The organism is Photobacterium sp. GB-56 (genome assembly GCF_003026105.1).
In the GTDB taxonomy this organism is placed as follows: Bacteria; Pseudomonadota; Gammaproteobacteria; order Enterobacterales; family Vibrionaceae; genus Photobacterium.
Genome location: NZ_PYNW01000003.1, coordinates 251,157 through 274,547, shown reverse-complemented (window position 1 = coordinate 274,547; position 23,391 = coordinate 251,157). Strand labels below are relative to the sequence as shown.

Genomic DNA, 23,391 nt, shown 5'->3' with positions numbered 1-23,391 from the left:
ACAGGATGTTATGACGGGTTATGGAAGCCATAGGAACAACTTCAGGAAGAAGAAAAAAGGATTATGCTGAAGGATTACAGCAATCAAAGGAATGATGCAAGGAGCACGATAGTAGCAGGATGGCTGCAAGTAAGACCTAAGGGCGCAACGAAAGTTGCGCCCTCTCTTTTTTAATACTATGTAAAATAATGCTGCCTAAACCACTATTCGGCAAGTGTGTCTATGTTGAGCTGATTAAACTCAGTGATACGCCCTTTTCCTTGCATCTTTGATTGATACATCGCCATATCCGCACAATGTAAGACACTATCAATCCCCGTCACATCTTGAGGTTCAATATAGTAACAGCCGATACTCGCACCAATATTAATACTATAGCCTTTGATATTAATTGACTGGGAAATATTGTTAATAATACGCTCTCCTATATTTAAAATAGGTTCACGACTATTAACCGGATTGAGTACAGCTACAAATTCATCTCCAGCTAAGCGCGTAACAATATCGTTTTGACGAACACTCATCATTAATTTCTTCGCGACAATTTGAAGTACTTTATCGCCAATATCATGGCCGTAAGAGTCATTTACAAATTTAAAGCCGTCTAAATCAATAAACAGTACAGCCATTACATCGCTACGAGGTAAAGTAAGCGCTTCTACTAGATAATGGTGTAAGAATTCACGATTAGGTAAATGTGTTAATGCATCATGCTGAGCAATATACGCTAAACGTTGTGCTTCTTTTACTGAGCTGATATCGGAAGCCAACACAACAATTTGGCTCTCATTACTTTCAGTATCAATCAGTTGATTTATTTTTAAATGTAAAGATGTCGTAACACCTCTCTTACGATTAAAGAACGAACATTCTCCTTGCCATTGCTGATCTAAAGACAACGACATTAGAATTTCTTTTCTCATCAGTAGTGTTTCGGTTTCAATTAATACCGAACGGTAATATTTACCAATAATGGTTCCGTGCTCTTGACCAATCAATTCACAAAAAGCGAGATTCACCATCTCAATATAACCTTGGCCATTGAGTAATAAAATCGCTTCACGGCTATTTTCAAAAATCTTAGCCGCTAACTGTTGTTGCCGCTCTGCAACACTCCGTTCCGTCACATCTTCTAGCGCAAATAAAGTCTGGTTTTTATGCTGTAGCGGATGACTCACTACTTGATATATTGCCGTTCCCTTTATGCCAACCGTTTTAACTAAATCATGACTAAACTGCTTATTGCCCTGTAGTGTTTGATCTAATTGATCTTGAAATTTTTCAAGATCAACCGGTTTAATCACATCACAAATATGTTGGGATTGCAGAACTTGTGGTGAATCGTGAAATAGTTTCGAGCTGCTATCATTGGCTAATATTATATGTCCAGAATGATCAACAACTAACAGCGCATGCTGTACTGTACTAATCACATCGTCGGCAAATTCTTTCTCATATTCTAATTGAGAAATAGTCTGTTTAATTTTTAATTCACGCTGATTCAGTTTTATGATCATCGTATTAAAACAATCGATCAATTCACTTAGCTCATCTTTCGAACTTGTAGGATGCTGTACAACTTCAGTTTGATTAAAGTGAATCACATTAATCATCGCATCATTTAATTGACGGATAGGACTGATCATCCAATGCCGTAATCGACGGATAACGAAACTACTAAATAAAATTAAAATCACTAATAAATACAAGCTAATTTCTATCTGAGATGATTTAAGGGCATGTAATCTATCAAGAGACACAACAATGCGCATTTTTGCAAGCTCTGTGTTCTCTATATAGATAGGGATCTGCATATATAAATACTGTTTACTAAAAACATGCCCTTGCGCTTTAACTATGACCTCTTCTGCATCATTTGCTGGTAAATGCCTATTATCGGTATTGTTAAATCCAGCAAAAACGACATCGTTCGCAGTTAACACAGAAACAGATACGATCATTGGATCGGCTGAAAATGCCGATAAAATCTCTTGCCCGGTTGTCGCGTCGTCAAACTGAATAGCGGCAGTTAAATTCGTACCAATACCCGTACTTAATATCGTAATTCGATTTACTAAATTTTGCTTTTCACTCTCTATATATTTATAAGAGCTTAACGTTTGAAATAAGATAAAAAGTACAACAACAAAAAAGACTAACGGCAAATATAGACGTTGATTAAGAGAGAGAGAATTCATCCAATTATTGCGCATGATTTTCCCCTCCCTGCTGCTGGCTATTGAGAGAAGGAAGTATAGCTATTTTCAATAATTTTGAACTTATTGTTAACTCAGCTTTTTTGGCACTCGATATAGCAATAACAGGGCGGATTTTATTATTGACTGAACGTAATTCAATCATCCCTCCTTTTGCTAAAAAGGAATTACCAGTACCAATCGTCAGCACCCCTTCTTTAATTGGTATTTGAGTTAAACCCAGTTCTTTTTGCCTAGAAATATAAGCAATTTGGCACTGCGCAAGCTGACTAATGCTCGTTAACGTAACAATCTTGTTATTTTTAGCTTTCAGCAATCGGCTTAATGTTAACGCGATATTATCAGTACCTAAAGTGCAATAAGTTAATGTTCTGTCGTCTTGAGGCCAAGTAACAAACTGAGAAAAACGGTAAATATAGACAGCAGATATTTCATAGTCAGCAACGCTATCTGCATTGGCTTTATTTGCAAAAGTATAGATACAAATAAGTACAACAGCAGTAAAACACAGAAAGTACAAACGGCAGAAATGGTAAGGCTTTGCAAGCAGCCCTACCATCTTATTCAACACAACTTTACCTGGAGTGAAATAGTTACTCTGCATTCCGCCTCATTACAATTTTGTCCATGAAAAACGTAAAAACGCTGTTTCTTCTAATGGTACTTTATTCGGTAAATCTTCATATGTTGAACTACCTAAACCATCAACCACAAACTCAACCAGTGGCCAATCTTGATTGTATTGCCACGCAACACGCACATCCATTGTCGTTATTGCAGGCGGCTGATAAAAATCAAGAGATGATGATACCGAGCTCTTATGTTTTAGCCAGCCATCTATTTGCCATTGTGAGTTAATCGTCCACATCATTTGTAACGAAACGTAATGTTTTGGCTGAAGATTATACAAAACTTTGTAACCGCCATTATCATAGCTATTACATGTCATATATTCTGTACTGCATTCAGCCTGAGTATCAATATAACTGTATGATGTATTGATATTTATATCATTTGCTGGCTGCCAAAACAGTGACAATTCAGCACCGTAACTTTGTGCATCAATAGCATCAACTAATTTAAACTCGTGAACGGCTAATTGACCAGGTTGTGTCGAACCATCAACACATTCACCGTAGCGACAATACCATGACCCATTATCAAGCATCCGCAAATTTTCATAGTGACTTAGGAAAATCGTTGTATCGAACGATAATGTATCTGAGAGTTTCCCTCTATATCCTGCATCCCATGTAACAACCGATTCATTATCCATATCAGAATTACCCGCCGTCAACGCAAGCATAGGATATTGGGCATAACAATTTTGCTGTGAAACATCACAATTAGGCAAGGGTGCAACTACAAATCCTAATCGATATAAATCAGTCGTCGAATCAACCGAGGAAGGTGTTACAACAGCTCGACCAACGCCCGCCCAGAATTGATGATCATCAGAAGCGCGATACAACAATCTCGCTTGAGGCTGAATCTCAGTCGTATTATTTCGAGTGAAATGTTCAACTTTTCCTCCTATGCTAGAGGTGAACTTATCTGTTAGCCGAGTTTCTAATTGCGAGAAAACATTATAAATTTGCTCGCGTTCTATTTGCTTCGAACTAGTACGACGATATGGCTCCATACCAAGGTAAAAGTCTGCTTTTTTCTCAGGAACTTTTATTTTGGTATAACGCGCACCTAAGCCTAATGTCAGCTCATTATTTTGATTTATTTGCTTGATTGCTAACACATCTGTATTAAATGTATCGTATTCACCATTCGCGGAGGGTTCTGTTCTTGAGTTACTATCAACCCACAATGTTGCTTCATACTGCGTATCATCAACCGTTTTACCTAGGTTTAAATTAGTATAAAAACCACGAGAATAATCTTCTAGCCCTACTTTATAGCCAACGACAGCACTCATTGGATCATTAGGGTAAAAGGGGGTCTCTAAAATTTCATAACGATACCAATCAGAATGTTCAGACTTGGTATGATAACCGCCTAACTGAAATGTTAAAAATCGATCATCTTCAACATAATCCGTACGAAATGAAATATCATAACTATTCCATTCATCATCATTGAAAGTGTAATAGTCAGATTGAACACCTTTCATTGATAATCTTGCTGTTGTCACATCATTAATTTGAAAACCGTTACGATAACTAACTTCTTTATAATTATATTCACCTACAGCGACTTCAAGAAATTGTCCCAACGTTTCATTACTATTTTTAGTAATGATATTAATGACGCCGTTAGTTGCATTCCCCCCCCACATTGTCCCGGCAGAACCGCGTAATATTTCAATGCGATCAATGTCATCTAAAATAGCATCAATAGTGTGCCAAAAAGTCCCTGACATTAAAGGACTAAATACACTACGACCATCAACCATGACTAATAATTTGTTAAATAATGCCTCGTTTAAACCACGTAAGGATACTTGCCAATTAAATTCACTGATTTTAGTTACCTGTACTCCTGGCGCTAAAGTTAAGGCTTCAGCTATAGAACGAACACCACTGCGCTTAATTTGCTCATTGGTAATAACATAAATAGCAGCAGGCACATCACTTAACGATTGCTCTTTCTTTGCAGCCGTAGTAACTGTCACACTTTGCGTTGTGAGGTCATCTAAATCCATCGACATCAAGTCATCAATTTCAGATGCTAATGAAACATTGCCGTAGCTAGAAAAACAAAGTACTGAAAATAAAATAGATGGTTTGATTAAGTAATTTTTCATAATTATTAGAAAGTAAAAATCTCAAACTAATTCTAGCAAAGTAGTTCTGTTTTTTAATAATTACAATTTATAAACTTCAAATAGCCAGCAAAATACCCTAATGGAATAATTGATGGTAAAAAATATTCTTTTTCATTTATAATGTAACAATTAGATAAATATATAGCTAACATAGCGATATCCAAGAAGTTAAATATACATTTATTATCATAACAATTAATAATTCACTATTAATTTGATTCCAAAAAGGAATTATTTTTTTCTTAACGAAATGTAAATAATCCGATCAAGTTAACACTAAGTTCATGATTTATTAACATTACTAACATTGGTGAAACCGGATTATCTCTAAGATTATTTTTTATTAGCCATTATCCGCAATAAATAAAGGTGATATCTAGAAATTCGACACTGATTGAATATTATAATTAATAATTCACTCAATTAAAAAGGAGCTTTGCAGCTCCTTTTCTATGGCTTAGAAATGATAGTCATCAGCTATTAGTGATCATGCTTTTCAACTAAATCTTGTTCTACTTCATCATTAAACACTTTAGGTGGTGGCGTCCAACCACGTTCTGACTTCGTATGCTTGTCAGTCCGCTCTTGTTTCATTACATCACTTAATGTTGACTCTAATTGGTTAAACAATTCCACATAAGAGGTATTAAAACGATCTTCTTCTGTACTTTCTAACCATGTTTGATAAAGCTTCTCTTTACTTCGGGCTTCAGTTTCAACAAATGTAGCCTTTTGCTGCTCAGCTCTGAATGGATGCACCCCTAAATTTTTCAACGCTTCTGTGCCCAAGGCTAGTGCAGAGCGGTATGTTTCACTGATCACGTAATCAGCACCAGCGCAACGTAACGAATAATGATGACCTCGATCATAAGCACGTGCTAATACCCGTACTTGAGGATATGTTTGCTTAATATAATGAACAAGCTCTGTGGCTCGTTCTTTATCATCAATGGCAACAATAAACAGTTTTGCATCTTCAATACCTGCGGTATGAAGCAAATCATGTCGCGTCGCATCACCAAAGAAACTCTTAATATTAATTTGGCGCATGTTGTCAATTTGCGTTACAGAGTGGTCAAGCACGACTGTTTGCACCCCATTAGATGCCAATAGTCGGTTTACAATCTGACCAAAACGGCCAATACCCGCAATGATGACTTTCCCTTGCTCATCTATTTCATCAGCTTCACGCTCGTTTTTAGCCTCGCAGAAACGAGGTAAAATCACACGATCATATAAAATAAATAGACCTGGTGTTAAAAACATAGATAGCGCAACCACCAGTGAGAGTGTTTGGCTCATTGACTCAGGTAGAACGTTGTTTTGTACGGTATAGCTTAATAATACAAAACCAAATTCACCCGCTTGCGCCAAACTTAACGCAAAGAGCCAACGGTCGCTGCCTTTTACCTTGAAAATAAAAGAAAGTACCAACAGAACAATAAACTTAACCAACATCGCACCAATGGTTAAGCCAATTACTGTGCCAAATTGATCAAACAGTACGTTGAAATCAATACCTGCACCAACAGTAATAAAGAAAAGCCCTAATAGTAACCCTTTGAAAGGCTCGATATTAGATTCAAGTTCATGTCTAAATTCACTATTGGCAAGTACCACGCCAGCAAGGAAAGTACCGAGTGCTGGCGATAAACCAATTAGACTCATTAAGGCTGCAATACCAATAACTAACATCAATGCTGTTGCGGTAAAAATTTCACGCAAGCCCGATGAAGCAACAAAACGGAATAACGGACGGCTTAAATAATGACCACCAACTACAACACCAGCGATCGCTAAAATAATTACAATCGCATAAGCCCAACCGGGAAGACTCGCTACTAGGCTAAGATCATCATGATGTTCAGCAGCTTTTGTCACAACGGCTTGTGACTTTGCCACTAATTCAGGTACTGCCAGTAAAGGGATCAAAGCTAACATTGGGATGACGGCAATATCTTGAAACAGCAATACTGAAAATGCGCTTTTTCCACCTTCTGTTTTACTTAGCCCTTTTTCACTGAATGTTTGCAGTACAATCGCAGTAGAAGAAAGTGAAAAGATAAGACCAATAGCAAGGGCGTAAGACCAAGCAATATCAAATAAATGTGCAATACCCATCACGGTTAAAGCGGTAACAACCACTTGTAGACCACCTAAGCCTAATAAGCGATGACGCATACCCCACAACATTTTAGGCTCAAGTTCTAAACCGACAACAAACAGCATCATAACGACACCAAACTCAGCAAAATGCTGAATCGTCGTGGTTTCGCTACCAACTAAACCAATAACGGGGCCAATAACCACACCTGCGATTAAATAACCCAGTACTGAACCTAGCCCTAATCGCTTAGCAAGCGGAACAGCAATAACGGCGGCCACCAAATAGATGAAAGCCTGCAAAAAATATCCAGTCATAGTCGTCTCTTCTATTTAATGACTAATTCTAGGCTGTGATTCATTTTTGATAATTTACTCGCAACCTCATAGTTGAATTTATTATCTTGAATCGCAATCAGAACACGTTTCCAATCTTTAATGTGCTGTTCAATACGGTTTTCTTCATTCGCCATGCCCGCACCAAAAAGTGCAAATGGCGCTAGAAAATCCATACCCGTTAGCTCTGCCATTTGCTCTAGAGGTTGTAATAACTCACGAATGGTATAATGGTTAAAACCTTCTTTACGATAACTTGATTCAGGGCCTCCGGCTGTCAAAGCACAAACAAATTTTTTACCAACCAGTTCATTCCCTTCACTGCCATATGCAAACCCGTACTCAAGCACTAAATCTTGCCATTCTTTTAATAACGATGGGGTGGAATACCAATAGAGTGGAAACATAAACACAACAACGTCATGTTCACGAAGGCGCTGTTGTTCTTTATCTATATCAATACGATAGGTTGGATATTCGGCATATAAGTCAACGCACGTTACATTGGCTATAGTTTTAGATGCATTAAATAAGGGTACATTGATCTCTGAACGATTTGGCGAAGGATGGGCAAATAGGATCAGAATTTTAGGTTGAGACTCAGGCATGATTTTCCTGTTTTAATAATATTTCGTTCCACGACGACGATGTGACAACTAACCGCTTCTAAAGTTCCGCACTATGTATACAAACAACAAGTTACATCCCTAAAAAGAATAACGATTATACCTGAAATTACACAATCAACTTTAGTTAAATATTTATTGATATCTATAGATTATTTTCGTGAATAATCTGAAATTTCATCAATACGGCTAGGTGGTACACCAAAATATCGCTTAAATTCTCGGCTAAATTGAGCAGCACTTTCATATCCTACTCGTTGAGACGCAAGGCTGGCTGAAAGACCTTCTTGTAAAATATAGTTTTTAGCATGATTCAGCCGAATTTTTTTGATGTACTGTAAAGGAGGATCCGTGACAACTTGTTTAAAAACTTTGTGAAAAACTGAGACGCTCATCCCAGCCATTGCAGCTAGTTCATTAACATGTAATTTTTGCGCAAAATTCTTTTGCACATGGCCGATCACGGCCGAAATTTTAGCTAAAGAACTGTCTTGCTCGCAGTAGTGTGCCAATAAATAGCCTTTCTCACTTTGCAATAAGTAATAGAAAAACTGGCGGAGAATTGAGGGGCCAAGTACCTTAGCATCAAGAGGATTATGCAAAACATTAAGCAACTCCAACATACAAAGATACATTGACTCAGTCATTGGTGCAGGGGAAACACCACAGCGTGTGTCTAACTCTCCCCAATTTTTAGATTCTAATTCCATATCAGAAACTAACTGGCTGATCACATTAATATCAATATCAATATTGATCCCCATTAATGGTTCTTGCTGAGAGGCAAATGTTTCACATGTTATAGGATAAGATGTCGACACAATAAGACATTGTTCAACGTCATAACCAAACTGATGTTGATTTAAATGCCCTATTTTACTTCCCTGAAAAATAACAACTATTCCTTGTTCATACATTTGTGGCGTCAGCTTATGGTAACGATCAATGCGAAATAATCGCACACCAGTTAGCAACGTATGCACCCGATTAGTTTGGTCTGATATTTTGTAATATTCACATAATTGACTAGCAACTATAGCTAGCTCTCTTTTAAGCTCAGCTCTCATTGTACATCCATCAAACCTGTTCATTAACGATCGACATAACAGTCATTGTTTTGCCATTCTACACCTATTTACCTTATAACTAACATATCAAGCAAGGTGGCTAAAATAGAAATAGGCAAGAAATAAAGAGAATTATGTATTTAGTTTATCCTACGTTCGCTTCTACACTAGAGATCTCAACACAATAATTAGAATATCAATATCACAACGATATAACGGAGCCTACAATGGATAAGTTTACCTACCAAAACCCTACAAGCATTCATTTTGGTCAAGGTCAAATCGCGGCAATTAGCCAAGCTATTCCTAAAGATAAAAAAGTATTGGTTATTTACGGTGGCGGTTCTATCAAATCAAATGGTGTTTATGACCAAGTAACAGCAGCGTTGGACGGATTTAACTGGGGAGAATTCTCAGGCGTTGAGCCTAATCCACAATATGACACACTGATGAAGGCCGTCGAACTAGTTAAAACAGAAGGTTATGATTACCTATTAGCGGTAGGTGGTGGTTCAGTTGTTGATGGTACTAAATTTGTTGCCGCTGCTGCCTGTTATCAGGGAGAAGATCCTTGGAACATTTTACTTAAGCAAGAGCCTGTCACTAAGGTTGTTCCTCTTGGTTGTGTATTAACCTTACCTGCAACGGGTTCTGAAAGTAATGGTGGTTCTGTAGTTTCGCGTGGTAAAGACAAGTTATTCTTTGGCTCGCCACTCGTAAAACCTGCATTTGCTATTTTAGATCCACAAACAACATTGAGTTTATCTTCTCGCCAAGTAGCAAACGGGGTTGTTGATGCCTTTGTTCATACAATGGAGCAGTACTTAACTTATCCGGTGAATGCAAAAGTCCAAGATCGTTTTGCTGAAGGTTTACTGCATACCTTAGTTGAAGAAGGGCCAAAAGCATTAGCCACACCCGATGATCTTGCCGTTCGAGCCAATATTATGTGGTCTGCCACTCAAGCACTCAATGGTTTAATTGGTGTTGGCGTTCCATCAGATTGGACAACACATATGATTGGCCATGAATTAACAGGTAATTACGGTATTGATCATGCTCGTACGCTAAGCATTGTATTACCTGCTGTTATGAAAGTACGTCGTAAAGAAAAAGAAGCAAAATTATTGCAATATGCTGAGCGTATCTTTGGTTTAACAACAGGTACAGCAGATCAACGTATTGACGCTGCGATTGAAAAAACCATCGCCTTTTTCAAACAAATGGGTGTACCAACAACACTTACTGACGTTGATTTAGGAGAAAAAGATATCGATGTTCTTATCGAAAGCCTTAAAAAACATGGCATGATCGCATTAAGTGAACATCACGATATTACGCCAGAGATAAGTCGTAAAATCTTAATGACGGCATTATAAGTTTATATTGTAATACGCTAACAATTTGAAAAAAGGGAGCATTAGCTCCCTTTATTATTTTTGTAATCACTAAACCGAAATAGTAAAACGCTGGCGAGTAACATCACCCCAGTAGCTATCGTGATAAATATCTTCAACATACTGTTCATTTGTGTACGCACCGATAGCACGACGCCAAAAAGCAATCGCATGAACTGCGCCTTCAATTTGCTTACTTTCCCATTCACCTGGCATCATTGAAAACAAGCTATGTGCGAAACGTTGACCTGCTTTATTTTTACGAAAGACAGGCACAACATAGAAATCACATACCTCATAATGACTGTTACCATGGTCAGCAATCGCTGCTAATCCCGCTGGCACACCATCAAAATATAAAAGAAAGCCAAGTACATTACCTTCTATTGGCGTATCAAGCGCAAATTTACCATCATTATCAGGCACTTTTTTCGTCAGTGGTGAAAACTCAGCTTCATATGCCTGAGTTAAGTTTAAATAAATGGTTATGTTTGAAGCATTAACTTGTACTAATTCCACTGCAGCGACCTTCTTTATCTATTTTATTAATATTTCTATAAGATCATTGATCGGTTTTTGAACAACGTGCAAAATCTATGTCAATTTGACCAAATATAAGCAAAAGCAATAAAGACTTCTGCTTATTTTGCTCATCGGTTATTTAAATTTTCAGGCAGTAAAACAGTATTCACTTGGCGTGACTTAGAGCCTTTTGCTTGCATCACCTGAGAAGCCAAGTTATAGCTTATTTCAGCCGCTTGGATCGTACTGCCATTTTGAGTTATTTTAGCCTTATCTTTTAACACCATCATGTTATTTGTTGGTGTATAAATGCCGTAAAGCGACTCTCCATCCACCACCTTTCCATCTTCCATTACACGATGAAAGTAAGCGGGTTTACCATAAACTTCCACACTCTTTAGTGCTTTTGTTTTGCTGTCCAGCTTTATCACGGCCTTGTCCGCTTTAATCTGAACGCCACCCTGTGTGATATCAACCTTTCCAGTTAAGGTTGTGATATTATTGATAACATCAACATCTTGTGTAATTGCTGCCAAATGGATAGGGAGCTGTGTATCTGCTTTTTCAGCCCATGTCGATGAACTCAGTAACAACATACATCCAGCCACAAATAGCTTTAATTTCATACTTAGTTTCTTCTACTCTATTATTTACGTCTTCTTTGCTTATTATACCTTGAAAATCAGCAAATAGCGGCAAAGCGATGAATAATTTGAAATGGCGTTTTTTATTTCATCAAAACGGTCACTAATACCAAGTTTAGCCTTACCTGTATCACATAGTTCAAAATTAGTACTATCTACAGGCTAAATACCAGTTTATAGATTATCTTACTGCACATATTTATATTGAAGAACTATACAACTTCAAACTCTAAACGATATAAAACATTTATCAATCAGTTAATTAAACTACGTATCTTCTAACAACTAAGATTTGACATGTCGTTAACACACCTACCGCGATGCGTGTTATTAATAAAGAAATACATCGTATTGGAGTGCTAAATGATCATCAGACAGAAGCTATATATCGCATTGGGCATAGTGTTAACGCTGATTGCAGGCTTTGACCATAACCAACCACTCGCCATCTTTGCTGGTATCATTATTGCGACTTCTGCCTTTTTACTCGCAGAATTAAAACCCTAGTCTTAATTACCATATATCCTCAAGATTATTTGCACTGAATTCACTTTGTGCAAACAAAGGGCACTGTTATAATATAACATTACTTTAGTCTTCTTTGATGCTTAAACATAGTGCCAAGCTTGTAAATATGGAGATTGCATTTTCTATGCGTTGGATTTCTTTTCCTGCAATATTACTTTCGTCTTTAACCTTGTTTTCAACCGCTAGCCAAGCACATCCACACTCATGGATTGATATGAAAACCTATATCCAAGGTGATAAAAAACAAATCACAGGATTTAAAATGGTATGGACTTTTGATGCTATGACAACAGCATATATGCTGGACGGTGAAGATATGTCGCCGGAAAGCAAAACAGAAACACTTGCTCGTGTTGGTGATTCTGTAATGAAAAATATGATGAATGAGCATTATTTTACTTACTTTTATAATGACCAAGAACCAATCAAATATAAAATTGCTACCGATGGAGTATTAACAAAAGATCGCGCTAAAGCGACACTCACATTTGAACTTCCACTGTCTAAACCTCAGCCACTAACCAAAGATTCATTACGACTACTTATTTTTGAACCAAGTTACTATGTTGATATGTCTTGGAAAGCAAAAAACGACATCATCTTATCGCCAGAGTTAAGCAAAGTCTGTACTTTTGACCTCGTTGAGCCTAACCCAAGTCCAGAGCAAATGCTTTATGCCCAATCATTACCACCTGATGCCGATCCCGATAATGCACTTGGTCAACTATTTACTCAAACAGTAAAACTGCATTGCCAATCAGCCGACTAACTCTTATTAAAGGATTTCCATGGAGCACCATCATTCCGAGCAACATGCTCATACGAACAAAGGAAACTATTGGTTAGGCGCAACCCTTGTAGCCACTTTTTTAATTATTGTCGGTTATTTACTTTGGCACAATTGGCCAACGTTAATGCTTAGCACCATAAAATGGCAACGTGAAATAAACGGTCAATTGAGTGACTTGCTTTATGATGCAAAAGAAAACCCCGCTGCTATCTATTCGCTGGCTGGCGTCAGCTTTTTATATGGTGTATTTCATTCATTAGGCCCTGGACACGGCAAAATGATTGTAACGACCTATCTAGCAACAAACCCAGCTAAAGTAAAAGCAAGCTTAATCATGACGGTTATCTCTGCTTTTTTACAAGCCTTAGTTGCTATAGTGCTAGTTACCGTTCTACTGGTGTTTTTTAATTCATCGATGCGTGAAATTAATAGCGCAGCAGACCGATTCATCACACTTAGCTTCGTGGCCATGTTATTACTGGGTGTAATTGTTGCTTACCGAGCTTTAAAACAAAGCTGGCAATTATACAAACAGAAAACCCATAAACATGACCATACTCATCATAACCATAACCATAGCCATAGCCATAGCCATAGCCATAGCCATAGCAGTGATTGTGGTTGTGGGCATAAACACTTTGCTGATGCTGATAGTATTAATCAAGCAACCAATACGCGTGAATATATTGCAATTATCGCCAGTATTGGTATTCGTCCATGTACAGGTGCGATATTAGCACTACTTTTTGCCAATATGGTTGATATGTACTGGTTAGGTGTAGTGAGCGCTTTACTGATGGCTGTGGGAACGGCGCTGACGACTTCAACGATCGCTACAATGACACTTTCGGGTAAAAAGCTGGTAACAAAATATCTTGCGTACTCTGATCACCAGCATTCATTTGCCCCATTAGTATTTAAGCTATTTGGGGGCTTATTGCTCATCGGCCTTGGTTTACTGCTACTTAATAGTCAAAGCTATGGGATGTCGCCTGTACTCTAAATAAATCTTTTCTATGCTAGCGTTGCGATAGTTCAGTTAACGCTAGCATAGCTTGCTCGGCATGATTTTCATTGACGAAAATATGATCATGATAAAACCCTGCCATCACATTGGCACTAATTCCATGCTTCGCAAGCTCTGATGCTACAGTAGCCGTTAAACCAACAGCTTCCAAACTGGAATGTACTTTTAATGTAATACAGCGATACACATTATTGATTTCAATATTATGCTGGACTGCACTTTCATAACTTAAAATGAATGTCATTCCTTCTTCTTCACAAAATGTCGCTAATGGTGACATAGAAGCAATAGCATCTAGATTAGTATTTTCTGTGCAACAAAAAATATAACGCGTAAGGCTTAATTCTGGTTGTAAATTCATCAGAAGCTCAGTTAAATCAGTGATACCAGCCATTTTTCTTTTTCCCTAAAATCAATCCAAGACAATATTAAGTACAAGCTAGCTATTGGATAAAGCCAGCTTATACCCGTTTAATATTTTACGTTCAGCAATCGTTGATAGAATGAACATCATTACATAACCTAAACATAATGCGACAATAATAGCGACAACATTTGCAGTAAATATCGATAATAAATAATAACTTGCTATTAGCGTGATGATACCACTAAGACGAATGAGTAAGCTTAATGTGAATTTCCCATGGGCTTTTATATAGGCTAATTGGTAAGCATTTAGCATCATAAAAATAAAGAACATAGAAAAATGAAATAATACAATAACGGCACCATGATACTGAGGGGGAAAAACAAAACCTATAATTTCACGCCCACCGATAAGCATGATGAGGAAAAATGTCACACTCACCATTGCTGCGAGACGAAAAATCCAACGCCTTATTGCTTTGACTTGTTGGTGATCACCGTGCTTAATACATAAGGTTAACTCAGGCAAAACAAAACGATAAATGGGAAAGACAAATAACATCGTCATATAAGTGAATATCGGACGAACAACGACTTGGAAATCGCCAAGTTCATCTAAGCTAAAGTGCGTGATAGTCAATAAAACCGTAATATAAATCATCAATATACTCGCCCCTGCTTCTAATGAGGCAGTGAAGCTTTTGCGAACATAGTTACGCATATTAGGATCAAGTTGAACCGATTTTATTGGTTTCGTCGCAATTTGTTTACGTCGCTTCCAATACATAAAATGGGCAGCAACAAGCGATGAAAATGCCATGCTATAAAACAATGAGGCAAGTGGTGTAAAGTGCAATACGTAGTAACAAATAACAAAGCCCGCTACATTCGTAACAGGCTCTATCCAAGTCACTTTATTAGACACATCATACAAACGGTACATGGCTATCAAGTTGGTAAAATAAACCTTCATTCCCATGCTAAAAATCACACCAACCATTTCGAAATAGCCAACGTTGATGTGTAATTCGTGTTTAATGTATGGAAGTACAACTCCCCAAGTTAAGAGAACAATCGTGATCAAGCAAAACCGGAAGATATTGATAATGTCACGATCATTATTCGTTTGGCTGTAAGTCACAACCATAGAAGAGCGAAAACCCGTCATTAATATTAATGATAGAGATACAATATCTATCACACTATTAAACAGCGCTAAGTCGTCTTTATTAACCCACTGAGCGAGCCAAATCTTGAATAAAAAACCAATAGAAATACTGGCTAGTGTCGCGGCAGCGCCTGCTTTAAAAGCCGTTTTCAATCGAGATAAAGCATCTTCACTTGATGGCGGGGCAATATTTTGCTTTTCCATATATATAAACAATAAATCATCAGACTGATTATAATACGTTATTTATCTTTAAATATCTCTCGTAAATATAATAATCCATTAATCCTTTATTGGTTATATTTCTTTAGGTGATGAGTATAATGACTCAAAAATATTTAATTCTGATTCAAGTTCTGACAACAATAATGAAACATTTGCAACATCACCATTATTAACACAGATTTTAATTTTATCACGAATAGTTTTAATTTTATTTCTACTAATAGTAATTAACGACATTTCTTGAAGTCCAACGTAAGATAATACAATTGTAATATGTAAAAGACATTGTCCACCCCAACGATATTTGTTTGTTAGGACAATGACATTTCTTTATTTGAGCTTGAATAATACTTTAAAATGTGATGCATGTCACACTACTGCAGGGGATGGGTCACATATTAGCCGAGTAAACTATTTAACGCTTAGAAAAGACAGTTATTGATTACTTCACTTTCTGCTTATATACGGCTTAAACGTCAAAAAAGCAGTATCTAAACGGTTTAAAAGGCGATTTTCCATATTATTAAATATGTAATGGGAATTGGTAGAGATTTATAATAACCCAATATTACATGTGGTATAGGTACCAGAAATCGAAATAATACAGATACAAATTGCTATAAGTTACAGTCATTCTTTATTAAAGTCATTTTGTTAATAATTAACTCTCTTCATCATTTTTTAATTGACTCATCACATAGCAAAACTTATGGTAAAACAACAGAGCGGATATCGTATAATGGTATTACCTGAGCTTCCCAAGCTCAAGACACGGGTTCGATTCCCGTTATCCGCTCCAGTCTTTATCAAGGCCTGCATTCTAATTTTAACGAACTGATTCTCTTATCTATAACGTTAATATTTTGATTATTATTAATCATCTGACTTTCCTCATGATACACACAAAATTCTGCCCACTTGAATCTCTTTATTTAACTGCGTAAAGTTGCCTCCCTTACTACGACTAACTGAGATAAATAATGAATAATTGGATTATATTAGCCTTTCTTAGCATATTCATTATCGGCTGTGCTCACTCACTATCAGAAGGCACATCGATTCAAGCTCATGGCAATGTTGAAATGAGCCGCAGTATTAAGTAATTATAAAAATAAAGACCAACATGTTTTGTTGGTCTTTATGTTTAATCTCCCAACGCCACACCAAAATGTTCATCACAGGATACGTTGCTTGGGTTACCACCCGAATCATAACCACAATAATCAAGCTCTAATATATTGTATTCTTGGCGTGTTTCTTCTAATAACTGCACAAACTCTTCTTTTGTTACCTTACGCTCTCGATAGTAACTCGCATATGTTGATGATCCCATAAAGAAACCTTGAGCAGTACGCACTCGCGTATCGTTCGGTGGTAGTGTCGTTAGCTGATTTTGGGTAAAACTCCCATCGGGTAAACGCACTTGATACAGTACAGTATCATCACCAATCAATGTTGTTGTGGTACTTAGCGTCATGCCAAAAGCTTCAAATGGTCCAGATAAATTACCATCACAATCTGACGCGCTTTGATCAGCACTAAAGACTTTTTCATTACCGTTATCACCGCATATACCAGAGCCAACAACATCTTCAACAGAATCACATTCAGATGAATTTTTAGCTGGATACAAAAACACATTACGCTGTTTAATACTGTTGCCAATGACTTCTAAATGGATAAATCCGCGATAGTGATCGTAACGATATGGCCAACTCGCAGAAACATTGGGATCACCATCTGCCCCTAAAAAGGTATATTCGCCAACCCACCAGCCTTCTTCACGTTGCCAAGGAACAAAATCGAGTAAATTAACACTTTCTAAGTCGCATTCAGGTTCTGGAGCCGATTGAGTCAAGATCTCAGACTCAGACTCAGACTCAGACTCAGACAAGTTATCATCTACCGCTTGCACTTCAACTGATTCTGATTGTACTGGTTCTGGCGTTGTATTAACTTTTACCGCATTTGCATTATCACTGTTACAAGCCATCATTGAACCACACGCTATCAACGTTAAAAATATTCGCCAAGCCATAAACTACAACCTATTAATCATCTCTTAATAGAACAATGTAGTTTGCAAATGTATGGTGCTATTACTCAGTTATAAGATTTCATCAATTTTGCTAAAAACCTCGCCAATAAGCTCATTTTTTATTTATCAAAAACTTCCTTTATATGACTATTTTTCAATCAGTTAAACGATTTAAAGTAGGCACTCTTACTTTGAACGTCTAATATTGAATATGTTGTAAATTGCATGGAAGCGATAGATGAAAACATCATTATTAACTAACGAATTAATTGTAGCGGGATTACAATTTCAACCGACCTATAAAAATGGGATCAGTAATCATTTACCAATGACTTTAGTTGCACTTGATCAAATGGGTGCTAACGACGAGCGTATATTACTTTTTTATCATCAATATATATCACAGCTTGAAAACGTCGCTCGTAATGAGCCCTTTATTAAACAAGCGGATAAAATTGAGCAACGTATTAAAAATGATGGCGTTGAAGCAACACTCATCGCCTATATGCCAAGGTTAATTGCTAGTTTTAATGCGCAAGCTTTCCAATGCATGATACGGTTATCTTATGCGATAAAAAGCCAGCAGCAACGTGAGATCGCTTATGCATTAGCCTATTGGGAACAAAGCTATCAACTTATTACTCCATTATCGATAACAGAGAAATACAACGCAGAGCAGCAGTTAGAGCAACTGGTGTATGCTTTTTCAAATAGCTCATTCCAAACCAATAATGCTAGTCAGCGTATTTTTGAGGTGGCACAGCATCCTAACTATCTAAAGCTTGCTCCCGTCCCTGTTGATATAACAATAGAAAAAGTATTGCAGCTAGTTGTTGAGTATTACCGTAAAACAAGTGACTCCACCTTCTTATATGGTATTACTGCCGTTCACGCTTTTATCGAACTGTTACAATATTTCCCAGATCAACAAACAGCATTACAATGGTTTTGGCAAAGTTATACAGCCGCTTTTGCGACGGTAGGAAAAAACCTTCCGCAATCTCGTGATGTATTACCGCCTCCCCCTCACCTAAGTTGGCTTGAAACGATCACACGTGGAGCTTTAAGTAACAATGATCACACGATAACGTTGATATACAGCTGTAGTGAGCTTTATAAGCGCTATCCATTGGCAGAATTAAAGTATATTGCGAATCAATGTATAGCCAATGAAAGCCTTTAATATTAAGTAATATCCAGCCATATGATGATGTTTATATGGCTATTTTCTATGCAGTCCGTTTGTGAAACTTTCATTTATTTAACGTAATCTTATACGATACAAAGCTAGCCATTTCAAAAATAAAGCATCAGAGGTAGAGTATTACCCTGTAGAGTTAAATTTAGATCTACGTTATTTTATAAACAGCTTACGCTTTTTTACTATGTGGTAATTAACAAATGAAAATTGAACAAGACGTTATTGAAACGCTAGAAGAGTTAAAAACCTTTATTATCTCAATTGAAAATGGTGGTTTAGGCTTAAAAGATGTAGAAGGCATTGGCTTAGCTAAAAATAACGCTGATGGTCGCCCTTTCATCGCTGTTTTTGATAAGAATCAGCAGTTGATTTATGGACGCTGGTTAAGCCAAGATGTTTATGATAATGGTAAAGATATTGTTCGTAACGGTGTGAAACATCACTAATTAAATACTTTAGGATCTGATCTTTATCATATTGTTATTGCGTTAGATCCTAAATACTGACCATAAGACATCTTACCTATCGTTTTAGTATTTTCGGTTTAGATCTATATTGAAAATAATTAGGCATAAATAGTTTAGGCTCTGTGGTTTTGTCGAGTACTTTTACAATGTAAGCAGTAAGGATATGCCGACCAATCTTTAACGTATCTTCTGTTAACGATAATGGGATTTTTGAATGTATTTTTACTCGCTGCAGATCTGAACGATATTGAGCATTCACTGCAACAATACTTGCTTCATGCCTTGTTTTACAAATAATACAAACATAACAATCAAACTTACCTGCACGCCCCCAGCCACTTAGAAATATATTCTTGGCGGTCACATAATACATATATAGGTATGCTCACACAGCCGTAATAATAAGCACACATTAATGCAATCAAATGCTTATGTCATATGCTATTTTGTTACTACTTAGAACCTATATTAAATGACTTTTTTGTTTATATTATCAATTTGTTAGTATCGATAATTACAGAAATAATCAAGCCCCTATATATTTGACAAAATCATCTTAATACAGAGGCTCAGTTGATACTTATTCCGGTTTTCTTTCACCGGTCATAAATGCATGAAGAATTTCTGGTGTTAGCTCACCCGCCTCTTCTAATCGCTTTAATTCAGCAACAATTTTCTTCTGCTCATCAAGCTCGGGAATAGGGAGCTCTGGCTCTTTTTCGTAATCATCAGGTATAGATAAATTTAAATCATGCATAGGAAAACCCTAACTTTTAAATAGTATATTATTTGCTGATTATACACGTAAATGTTTCACGATAGCATCTTGTTTACCGTTTCACATGCATAGCCAAATGACCTTTAATCTGCATAACTACTTCCACGTTGTTTGCCGCAGTCACCGGCATAAAAGATGCGGCAAAATAGATCATTGGTGATCGATTAATGCCGCACTCATCATCGTTCTATTAAATCAATTTACTTACAATGACTGTTGGTGCTTTTCAATCAACATATCCATCGCTTCTTGAGCACGTTGCTGGGCATGAATCATGGTATCTTCATGTAACATTGGCTCTACTACTTCGTAGTAACATTTTATCTTTGGCTCCGTCCCTGAAGGCCTAACAATAACGCGAGCCCCACCTTGTAAGTGATAGATCAATACATCGCTAACGGGTAATTCAATACCTTCAACTGTACCATCACTAAATGTTCTCAACGATTGCTTATAATCTTCTGTGCATACAATCGGTAACCCTGCAATCTCTGTTGGTGGTTGATGGCGTAATGTATCACCGATAGGCGCAGCGGTTGGATCCAATGCAATGCTACGTTGCGCATTAATATACAAACCATGCTCACGATAGATAGCTTCTAATTGATCCCAAATAGTCTGCCCTTTAGCATGCAACTCTGCGGTTAATTGTGCAAACGCAACTAATGCAGATAAACCATCTTTGTCCCACACCTTACTACCAATGGTGTAGCCCAATGCTTCTTCGTATGCGAACAGGAATTGATGCTCTTCTGTTTGTTGTGCCATCGCTACATTAGTTAGCCACTTAAAGCCCGTTAACGTTTGGTAATAACGCGCTCCAAGAGTCGTCGCAATCTTGCCAAGTAAGCTTGAAGATACAATTGTATTCCCCACTAGGTTTTGATTGGCATGTGCATGGCTTAATAAGTAATAGCCGAATAATGTACCAACCTGATCCCCTGTTAGCATTTGGTATTCACCGTCGTCACGACGTACAGCAACAGCAAAGCGATCTGCATCTGGATCATTGGCACAAGCTAATACTGCATCGTGTTTTTTTGCTTCCGCAATAACAAGATCCATCGCGCCAGTTTCTTCAGGGTTAGGGAATTTGACCGTAGGGAAAGTACCATCAGGCTCTCTTTGCGCTGCAACACTGTAAACATGGTCAAATCCAGCATCAGCTAATAATGTTTCTGCCATTTCAGCACCAACACCATGCATTGCCGTATAAGCGATGTTAATTGATTGCGGATTGGTGCGATTTATCAATAACGGATTGGTATTCATCGTTTGGCGATAAGCTTGGTAGTAGTCTTCATCTAGCCAAACGAGTAGCCCTTTATCTTCAGCCTCTTCTAGCGGTAAATACGACAATTCATGTTTTGTCGCTTTATCAATTTCATCGGCGATTCCAGCATCTTGCGGCGGAATAATCTGTGCACCATTTTCCCAGTAAACTTTAAAGCCATTGTATTGCGGAGGATTATGGCTGGCAGTAACAACAACAGCAGCAGCGGTATGAAGATGTTTCACGCCAAATGCAACAACTGGCGTTGGTGCCACTTTTACCGTTAAATAGACTTTAATGCCTTGTGCGGTTAATACTGATGCTGTGTCATGTGCAAATTGTTGTGAATCAGGACGCCCATCATAACCAATAACAACACCTTTACTGGCCGCTTCAGGGACTGAACGTAACAGATATTGCCCCAATCCTGCCGCTGTTTCTTGAATGACTAAGCGGTTCATTCGATTAGGCCCAGCACCAACAACTCCGCGTAATCCTGCTGTACCAAAAGCTAATCGACCGTTAAAACGATCCGTTAACTCTGCTTGATTATTGTCTTGGATAAGCTGTTCTAATTCATTTCGTGTTTTTGGGTCAGGATCGCGTTCCAACCAACGAGCGATATCACTATTCATTATTATTGTCCTGCTATGTTGATGATTTTCTGAATCACAATCGAATTGATATGTTCAAGAACTTGCATCATTAAGTACTACATCATGCTATCAATAAACCACAAATGATAAACATTCGCATTATATACCATGCTATTTTTATCATATTTACATCTGTGTGTTTAATTATTGCACACGCAAACGATAGCGTGAATATTGCGCAGTACTCTATGATTTAGCGATAAAAATAATATGCTGATGCGCTGCAATTACGAAGGTTAAAAAACGCGTATAAAAAAACCGATAACGCTAAGAGCCTACTTGCTTTAGCTATATCGGTTTTTAATCTCTGAACCTATTTAATCAGTAAGATATTCTTACCACATCAAATCATCTGGAATAACGAAGTCTGCGTACGGATCATCTTCATCTGCAATACTGTCAGCCACTGTATTATTTAATACAATAGATTCTTCATCACGTTGTGCAATCTTATCTGCGACAGAAGCGGGGATTACTTCATAGCCATCAAGGTAACGTGCAATCGCTAAACGACCATTTACTAGCTGATTTTGCATTACTTTATCAACATAGATCTTTTTAACCGTTGAACCATCAGTAAAATTGTAACCGATATCACCACTCTGACGATCCAAGCGATTCATTTCAATAAGCTGTTTAATTTGAGCAGCCAGCTCTTTCGCTTTGATCTCTTCATCACGAACGCGATTAAGCTCTTTATCTTTTTCTAGCTGTGCTATGCGATTTGCTTCAACAGCAGCTTTTGCTTCTTTCGCTTGAGTACGAGATTTTTTAGTGGTTTTACCCGCCTTTTTAAGCTTCTTCTTATCTATAAGCCCTGCTTTTAGCATCTGCTCTTGTAGACTTAGCTTTGCCATTGAAACTCCGTAACATTCATTATTATTTATCAGTGTAGACACACTAATTTATAGCCGTATTATCACGTTTAGCGCTAAAACAGGTCAAGCTTAAACAATAAAATTACTTGCAGACTTTAAATCCATTCTTAATGGCTAAAGAATCGATTATTCATCTAACAAATCACAGTTAACAATTTAATAAAAAAGTAGAGTTCAGCATTATTTCCCGCTTTGTCTCTTCCTTAGTCATTAAACTCGCGATACCTCACCATCATCTAATTAATTGAGTTATTCTCAAAATTTCGTCTCGCGTCGTTTAAAGATGCCTTACAATTTTTTCATTCATCA

General features: G+C 37.3%; 22 protein-coding genes and 1 tRNA gene. 8 read left to right on the top strand and 15 right to left on the bottom strand.

Features of this window, described 5'->3' with window-relative positions; all coding sequences use genetic code 11:
• Positions 1-203: 203 nt before the first annotated feature.
• From C9J42_RS05710 to C9J42_RS05685, 6 genes are all read right to left on the bottom strand, one after another.
• On the bottom strand, positions 204-2,213 hold the full coding sequence (locus C9J42_RS05710; RefSeq protein WP_107246151.1) for a diguanylate cyclase domain-containing protein: 2,010 nt from the start codon (positions 2,211-2,213) through the stop codon (positions 204-206).
• Positions 2,203-2,775, bottom strand: a complete 573-nt coding sequence (locus C9J42_RS05705) for a YfiR family protein (RefSeq protein ID WP_233217780.1) — start codon at positions 2,773-2,775, stop codon at positions 2,203-2,205. Before C9J42_RS05705 ends, C9J42_RS05710 begins: the two co-directional genes overlap by 11 nt.
• 54 nt (positions 2,776-2,829) lie before the next feature.
• Complete coding sequence (locus tag C9J42_RS05700) at positions 2,830-4,971, bottom strand: TonB-dependent siderophore receptor (protein ID WP_233217765.1); 2,142 nt, start codon at positions 4,969-4,971, stop codon at positions 2,830-2,832.
• A gap of 501 nt (positions 4,972-5,472) precedes the next feature.
• Positions 5,473-7,413, bottom strand: coding sequence for a monovalent cation:proton antiporter-2 (CPA2) family protein (locus C9J42_RS05695; RefSeq protein ID WP_107207538.1), 1,941 nt, complete (start codon positions 7,411-7,413; stop codon positions 5,473-5,475).
• Between the two features lie 11 nt (positions 7,414-7,424).
• On the bottom strand, positions 7,425-8,039 hold the full coding sequence (locus C9J42_RS05690) for an NAD(P)H-dependent oxidoreductase (protein WP_107207537.1): 615 nt from the start codon (positions 8,037-8,039) through the stop codon (positions 7,425-7,427).
• Positions 8,040-8,209: 170 nt separating this feature from the next.
• Positions 8,210-9,124: an AraC family transcriptional regulator gene (locus tag C9J42_RS05685; protein ID WP_107246153.1), complete on the bottom strand. Its 915-nt coding sequence runs from the start codon at positions 9,122-9,124 to the stop codon at positions 8,210-8,212.
• Between the two features lie 227 nt (positions 9,125-9,351).
• Between C9J42_RS05685 and C9J42_RS05680 the strand changes: the two genes are divergently transcribed.
• The gene (locus C9J42_RS05680; RefSeq protein ID WP_107292689.1) at positions 9,352-10,503 is read left to right on the top strand and encodes an iron-containing alcohol dehydrogenase; all 1,152 of its coding nucleotides are present in this window, start codon (positions 9,352-9,354) and stop codon (positions 10,501-10,503) included.
• Between the two features lie 69 nt (positions 10,504-10,572).
• Here the strand turns inward: C9J42_RS05680 and C9J42_RS05675 are convergent, their stop codons facing one another.
• Both C9J42_RS05675 and lptA read right to left on the bottom strand, forming a co-directional pair.
• Positions 10,573-11,040: a GNAT family N-acetyltransferase gene (locus tag C9J42_RS05675; protein ID WP_107207534.1), complete on the bottom strand. Its 468-nt coding sequence runs from the start codon at positions 11,038-11,040 to the stop codon at positions 10,573-10,575.
• Between the two features lie 131 nt (positions 11,041-11,171).
• On the bottom strand, positions 11,172-11,669 hold the full coding sequence (lptA, locus tag C9J42_RS05670; RefSeq protein ID WP_107207533.1) for a lipopolysaccharide transport periplasmic protein LptA: 498 nt from the start codon (positions 11,667-11,669) through the stop codon (positions 11,172-11,174).
• Between the two features lie 381 nt (positions 11,670-12,050).
• On the opposite strand from lptA, the gene C9J42_RS21600 reads away from it, so the two are divergent.
• The 3 genes from C9J42_RS21600 to C9J42_RS05660 all read left to right on the top strand — a co-directional run bounded on the left by C9J42_RS21600 (position 12,051) and on the right by C9J42_RS05660 (position 14,008).
• Entirely contained in the window at positions 12,051-12,194 is a 144-nt protein-coding gene (locus C9J42_RS21600) for a hypothetical protein (protein ID WP_199187177.1), read from the top strand.
• A 145-nt stretch (positions 12,195-12,339) separates the two neighbouring features.
• Entirely contained in the window at positions 12,340-12,984 is a 645-nt protein-coding gene (locus C9J42_RS05665; protein ID WP_233217767.1) for a DUF1007 family protein, read from the top strand.
• 19 nt (positions 12,985-13,003) lie between these two features.
• Positions 13,004-14,008, top strand: a complete 1,005-nt coding sequence (locus C9J42_RS05660; protein WP_107301759.1) for a nickel/cobalt transporter — start codon at positions 13,004-13,006, stop codon at positions 14,006-14,008.
• Positions 14,009-14,024: 16 nt separating this feature from the next.
• On the opposite strand, the gene C9J42_RS05655 is transcribed toward C9J42_RS05660, so the two are convergent.
• Both C9J42_RS05655 and C9J42_RS05650 read right to left on the bottom strand, forming a co-directional pair.
• Positions 14,025-14,426 carry an ACT domain-containing protein gene (locus C9J42_RS05655; RefSeq protein WP_107207531.1) on the bottom strand — a complete coding sequence of 134 codons (402 nt, stop codon included), beginning with the start codon at positions 14,424-14,426 and terminating at the stop codon, positions 14,025-14,027.
• 45 nt (positions 14,427-14,471) lie between these two features.
• The gene (locus C9J42_RS05650; RefSeq protein WP_107294369.1) at positions 14,472-15,770 is read right to left on the bottom strand and encodes a lipopolysaccharide biosynthesis protein; all 1,299 of its coding nucleotides are present in this window, start codon (positions 15,768-15,770) and stop codon (positions 14,472-14,474) included.
• Positions 15,771-16,516: 746 nt separating this feature from the next.
• Here C9J42_RS05650 and C9J42_RS05645 point away from each other — a divergent pair.
• Positions 16,517-16,590 (top strand) — tRNA-Gly (locus C9J42_RS05645).
• 181 nt (positions 16,591-16,771) lie between these two features.
• Positions 16,772-16,894, top strand: coding sequence for a hypothetical protein (locus C9J42_RS21785; RefSeq protein ID WP_255418313.1), 123 nt, complete (start codon positions 16,772-16,774; stop codon positions 16,892-16,894).
• Between the two features lie 41 nt (positions 16,895-16,935).
• Here C9J42_RS21785 and C9J42_RS05640 read toward each other — a convergent pair whose 3' ends face one another.
• Positions 16,936-17,829 (bottom strand): hypothetical protein, encoded by an 894-nt coding sequence (locus C9J42_RS05640; protein WP_107301758.1) that lies wholly within the window; start codon positions 17,827-17,829, stop codon positions 16,936-16,938.
• Between the two features lie 238 nt (positions 17,830-18,067).
• On the opposite strand from C9J42_RS05640, the gene C9J42_RS05635 reads away from it, so the two are divergent.
• Entirely contained in the window at positions 18,068-19,012 is a 945-nt protein-coding gene (locus tag C9J42_RS05635) for a questin oxidase family protein (RefSeq protein ID WP_107301757.1), read from the top strand.
• Between the two features lie 218 nt (positions 19,013-19,230).
• Positions 19,231-19,476 carry a hypothetical protein gene (locus C9J42_RS05630; RefSeq protein ID WP_005365946.1) on the top strand — a complete coding sequence of 82 codons (246 nt, stop codon included), beginning with the start codon at positions 19,231-19,233 and terminating at the stop codon, positions 19,474-19,476.
• Positions 19,477-19,552: 76 nt separating this feature from the next.
• Here C9J42_RS05630 and C9J42_RS05625 read toward each other — a convergent pair whose 3' ends face one another.
• The 4 genes from C9J42_RS05625 to C9J42_RS05610 all read right to left on the bottom strand — a co-directional run bounded on the left by C9J42_RS05625 (position 19,553) and on the right by C9J42_RS05610 (position 23,061).
• Positions 19,553-19,870 (bottom strand): hypothetical protein, encoded by a 318-nt coding sequence (locus C9J42_RS05625; RefSeq protein ID WP_107207527.1) that lies wholly within the window; start codon positions 19,868-19,870, stop codon positions 19,553-19,555.
• A gap of 207 nt (positions 19,871-20,077) precedes the next feature.
• Positions 20,078-20,254, bottom strand: coding sequence for an ATPase (locus C9J42_RS05620; protein WP_005365948.1), 177 nt, complete (start codon positions 20,252-20,254; stop codon positions 20,078-20,080).
• Positions 20,255-20,479: 225 nt separating this feature from the next.
• Positions 20,480-22,183 (bottom strand): phospho-sugar mutase, encoded by a 1,704-nt coding sequence (locus tag C9J42_RS05615; RefSeq protein WP_107301756.1) that lies wholly within the window; start codon positions 22,181-22,183, stop codon positions 20,480-20,482.
• Between the two features lie 356 nt (positions 22,184-22,539).
• Positions 22,540-23,061, bottom strand: a complete 522-nt coding sequence (locus C9J42_RS05610; protein WP_107207525.1) for a DUF2058 domain-containing protein — start codon at positions 23,059-23,061, stop codon at positions 22,540-22,542.
• Between the last annotated feature and the right edge of the window lie 330 nt (positions 23,062-23,391).